This is a genomic window from Pseudogemmobacter bohemicus (genome assembly GCF_003290025.1).
In the GTDB taxonomy this organism is placed as follows: Bacteria; Pseudomonadota; Alphaproteobacteria; order Rhodobacterales; family Rhodobacteraceae; genus Pseudogemmobacter; species Pseudogemmobacter bohemicus.
In genome coordinates this window covers 1-3,378 of sequence record NZ_QNHG01000011.1, presented here as the reverse complement: position 1 = coordinate 3,378, position 3,378 = coordinate 1, and the positions used below count along the sequence as shown (strand labels likewise).

Genomic DNA, 3,378 nt, shown 5'->3' with positions numbered 1-3,378 from the left:
GATGGGTAGTTTGAGATATACCAGAAAATGTAAACTTGCGATTCTACTGGAACGGGAACGCCCATAGCGGATATATCTAATATTCCTTGAAATAGCATGGGGTCATTGTGATCGTCGCTAAAGCTAGAAGCTATGATTTTATCATCTCTAATGGTCTTTCCGCTGTTGTCATAGAAATGTTTGAAAGTGTTCCAGTGAATTCCTCTTGTCCTTTTGATGGTCCTTAAGTCAAAGTCCATACGTACCCATGTTGATGGCGACGCTATATTGTTGGACTCGGATATTCCATCCAAGATTTCACAGGAGCTACACGCTAAGTTATGAACGGATATTGAGTCAAGGTCGTTAATGAAAAGATATAGGGCAGTGGTTATCTGATTATTAGCAATGTCGATCTTGTATTTATGTTCTGATGACACGTTCAAAATTGACGCTCCATTTTTATAATATGCTAAATACCGTATGGATGGCTATCAAAGCTGCGATAGTGCTCGCAATGCCGACAAGCAGAGCAAGTTTTCTGTTGATTATGTTTATGTTCTGGTCTGTTAGCAGAGGGGAGTGCGGGGTGTCGGATTGGTGTTCTCTTGCTGACAAGCTAACTTCGTCCGTGGCGGCATGATGCACAGCACGAAATGCAATACTGATGGTCTCTAGTCTTGCACGGGTGCTTGATGAGTAAGGGTTGTGGTTGAGTATACCATACTCATGGCGATGCCAGTTCTCGGAGAGAGATGCTTCTACCTCGTCTTGGAATAATTCAGCAACGAACTCTATTACAGACTTCTCTATTTCCCTATTGGACGAAATAATTTCTTCAAACAGCTTGTTGAATGCCCCTTCTTCAAGGTGGACCTCTAACTGTAATCCATCATGGACGAAAAGAACGCCTGGCTCTCCAGCCATCAAGCCGTCATCGGGTAGTTTTTTTGATGACATGCCAGAATAACTTATTCCATCCATGACAGTGGACGACTTATCGCCCCCTATTGTCCCGGGTGGTATTGGAGATATTCTTATGTGGTCAATTTTGCTAAATCTGGCCTCTTCTCCTTTTGTCATAGAGAAGAGAACGATATCGTCGTCTAGCTTTCCGCTTCCGTATATGTAGTTCGAGCTTCTATGGCAGCCATTATTCTTGTCTGGTTCTGTGAGTGAATCGTTTTTCGTCGAGTCGTATTCTGCGCTACGTGGTTTCCATGCTGCACTAGAAACTGCTGTAAGTGATGTAATGTTTATTAGTATGCGCTGTGGAACGCTGGTTGCCATAAATGGGCGGTCAGACAGAGACTCATCTCTTTCGATGGTGAAATTATTTATTAGCTTCCATTTTGGCGCATCTTTGAAAAATCCGTGCAATTAAACCTCCCAAGAACTGATTGTTTGTATCGTGCTATTTTTTTCCGAGCATTCTTGCCCAGAAACCGTGCTTTTCTTCAATGGCACTAGGCGGAGCTAGAGAAAGGCGTTCAGCCATGTCGCGCCATTTGTCTCGGTCTTCTCTGGCATCGGACAGGGCTTCGCGGAGCGTCTGAACTTCGCGCTCCAAGGCGCTGATTTCAGGACCTCTTTCAGGTGTTTCTCTTGCCGTTGCGTGGTCTTGTGTGTTCGGTGTTGCGCTGTCTTGCTTTGAAACGGGGGGGAACACTCTGTGTAGTTCGGATGGGTCGATCATCCACGCGCCTGAGTCATCCTTTTGACCAGAAATTCGCCCACTTTTCAGCGCCCTTGTGATGGTCGCTGTTGCTACTCCTGTAGCCTTTGCAGCCTGCCCTGCTGTGTATTTCATGGGTCTTTCCGTCCTCTTGCGGATCGTTTCATGCAAGGCATTTGGTGTCGTTGCGGTGAAAGGCTACTCGTCGGCGCCTGTCGCAGGCAAGTCTGGTTCCATGCCATCCAAGAAGGGCTGTGAAGGCGGCGGGAGGCCGGGGCCGTTCGGAAGCTGCCTTTCGTCCCTGAACAGGCTTGGCACCTTGCGCAGCGGCTCTTGCCGCCCCAGTTCGTCCCGGTCTGGCTGTTCTTCCTCGGAGAGGACAACCGCCGCACTGAACAGGCTGTAGCGCAGGCCATCGCGTCCGGTCGCCCATGCAACCCTGTCGTTGATGACATAGGCATTCACAGTTCCACTCTCGCCCACTTGGCGCACCTCAATCCATCTGTCCTGGGCCAGCACATCGAGGGCGCGTTGCACGGTGGGGCGGCTGCACCCCATTAGGGTGCGGAGTGTCTTTTGGCTGACGATGACAGCGTTATGCTCTCCGATCCGGGCTGTCAGGATGTGCATCAACTGTGCAGCTTTGGGGGCCTTGGCGATCAGTGCTGCCCATGCTTCATGGGCAGCTCGTTCGGTTTGGACCCACTGGCCTGCGGATGATTTTCGCGGCAGGGCGGGACGGTTCTCGGGCATAGGCACTCGCTGATTTCGGACGGTGAAAGTGGTCGATTTTTGACGCAACCTGCATCATCTTTGATCCGATATTGAACGATGGTGTGCAAAATATGCAAGCAAATATTGAACGTAGAGTTTCATTATTTGCACGAACCTGCATCATCTAGATGATGCAGGGGTGCCTCATAGCTCATGAGGCACCCCCCCCTTGTAATACATTGATTTAATTGACGTAATTTTTTTGCCCTTCTTATGATCTTAAGGCAGGCAAAAAATGCACAGTCCGGGCGCGCTTGCGCGCCGGGGGGGAGCGCCTTTCCAAGGGGCTGGCGACCCCCCGCCTACGGACGGGCTGTGTAGTTTTTGCTTGCCATCGAACGCGAGGCCCCTTGTGGGCCGAGTGGACGATTCCGCGCACATGCGCGCGTGACGGGTGGGGGTGCGGGGGAGGGATGATGCACCGACAACACCCGTGGCTGGCCTCGTATTTGCTTAGAACAAGGAGGTGATAACTCTGGTTGTCAGGCACCCATATGATAACTATAGTTGTCGAATGATCGAGTTAATCCGAAGCGGAACCTTCGATACCTGGCTTTCCGGTTTGCGGGATCGCAGGGCGGTTGCGCGCATCGCTGCCAGACTGGACCGCCTTGCGGCGGGGAACCCCGGCGATGTTGAGCCGGTCGGAGAGGGTGTTTCGGAGCTGCGGATCAACTACGGGCCGGGCTACCGGGTGTATTTCATCCAGCGCGGGCCGGTTCTCGTGATCCTGCTTTGTGGCGGCGACAAGTCCACGCAGAGCAAAGACATCAAACAGGCCAAGGTGCTGGCCGCAGAGTGGAAGGGCTAAGCGATGCCGGAAGAAAAATTCGCCCGCTACGATTCCGCCGACTACCTCAAGACCGAGGAAGACATTGCGGCCTATCTCGAAGCGGTCATGGAAGATGGCGGCGACGATCCCGCCTATGTTGCCCGCGCCCTTGGGGTGG

The 3,378-nt window shown here is 51.6% G+C and carries 5 protein-coding genes; 2 read left to right on the top strand and 3 right to left on the bottom strand.

Annotated elements, in window-relative coordinates; all coding sequences use genetic code 11:
• Window positions 1–441: 441 nt before the first annotated feature.
• The 3 genes from DRF71_RS27800 to DRF71_RS26915 all read right to left on the bottom strand — a co-directional run bounded on the left by DRF71_RS27800 (window position 442) and on the right by DRF71_RS26915 (window position 2,407).
• Entirely contained in the window at window positions 442–1,359 is a 918-nt protein-coding gene (locus DRF71_RS27800) for a hypothetical protein (protein ID WP_157971303.1), read from the bottom strand.
• Between the two features lie 34 nt (window positions 1,360–1,393).
• Window positions 1,394–1,789 carry a MerR family transcriptional regulator gene (locus tag DRF71_RS27795; RefSeq protein WP_157971302.1) on the bottom strand — a complete coding sequence of 132 codons (396 nt, stop codon included), beginning with the start codon at window positions 1,787–1,789 and terminating at the stop codon, window positions 1,394–1,396.
• Window positions 1,790–1,852: 63 nt separating this feature from the next.
• Window positions 1,853–2,407 carry a helix-turn-helix domain-containing protein gene (locus tag DRF71_RS26915; RefSeq protein ID WP_198672416.1) on the bottom strand — a complete coding sequence of 185 codons (555 nt, stop codon included), beginning with the start codon at window positions 2,405–2,407 and terminating at the stop codon, window positions 1,853–1,855.
• A 535-nt stretch (window positions 2,408–2,942) separates the two neighbouring features.
• On the opposite strand from DRF71_RS26915, the gene DRF71_RS26910 reads away from it, so the two are divergent.
• Together DRF71_RS26910 and DRF71_RS29585 are read left to right on the top strand one after the other, a co-directional pair.
• Window positions 2,943–3,239, top strand: coding sequence for a type II toxin-antitoxin system RelE/ParE family toxin (locus DRF71_RS26910; RefSeq protein WP_112313498.1), 297 nt, complete (start codon window positions 2,943–2,945; stop codon window positions 3,237–3,239).
• Between the two features lie 3 nt (window positions 3,240–3,242).
• Window positions 3,243–3,378 (top strand): helix-turn-helix domain-containing transcriptional regulator (locus tag DRF71_RS29585; RefSeq protein WP_408634574.1); only part of this gene is annotated, 136 nt, incomplete at its 3' end.

What these genes read in the sequence shown, in the direction of transcription:
- DRF71_RS27795 (WP_157971302.1), bottom strand. Translation starts at nt 1,789, where the DNA reads ATGAAATACACAGCAGGGCAGGCTGCAAAGGCTACAGGAGTAGCAACA.
- DRF71_RS26915 (WP_198672416.1), bottom strand. Translation starts at nt 2,407, where the DNA reads ATGCCCGAGAACCGTCCCGCCCTGCCGCGAAAATCATCCGCAGGCCAG.
- DRF71_RS26910 (WP_112313498.1), top strand. Translation starts at nt 2,943, where the DNA reads ATGATCGAGTTAATCCGAAGCGGAACCTTCGATACCTGGCTTTCCGGT.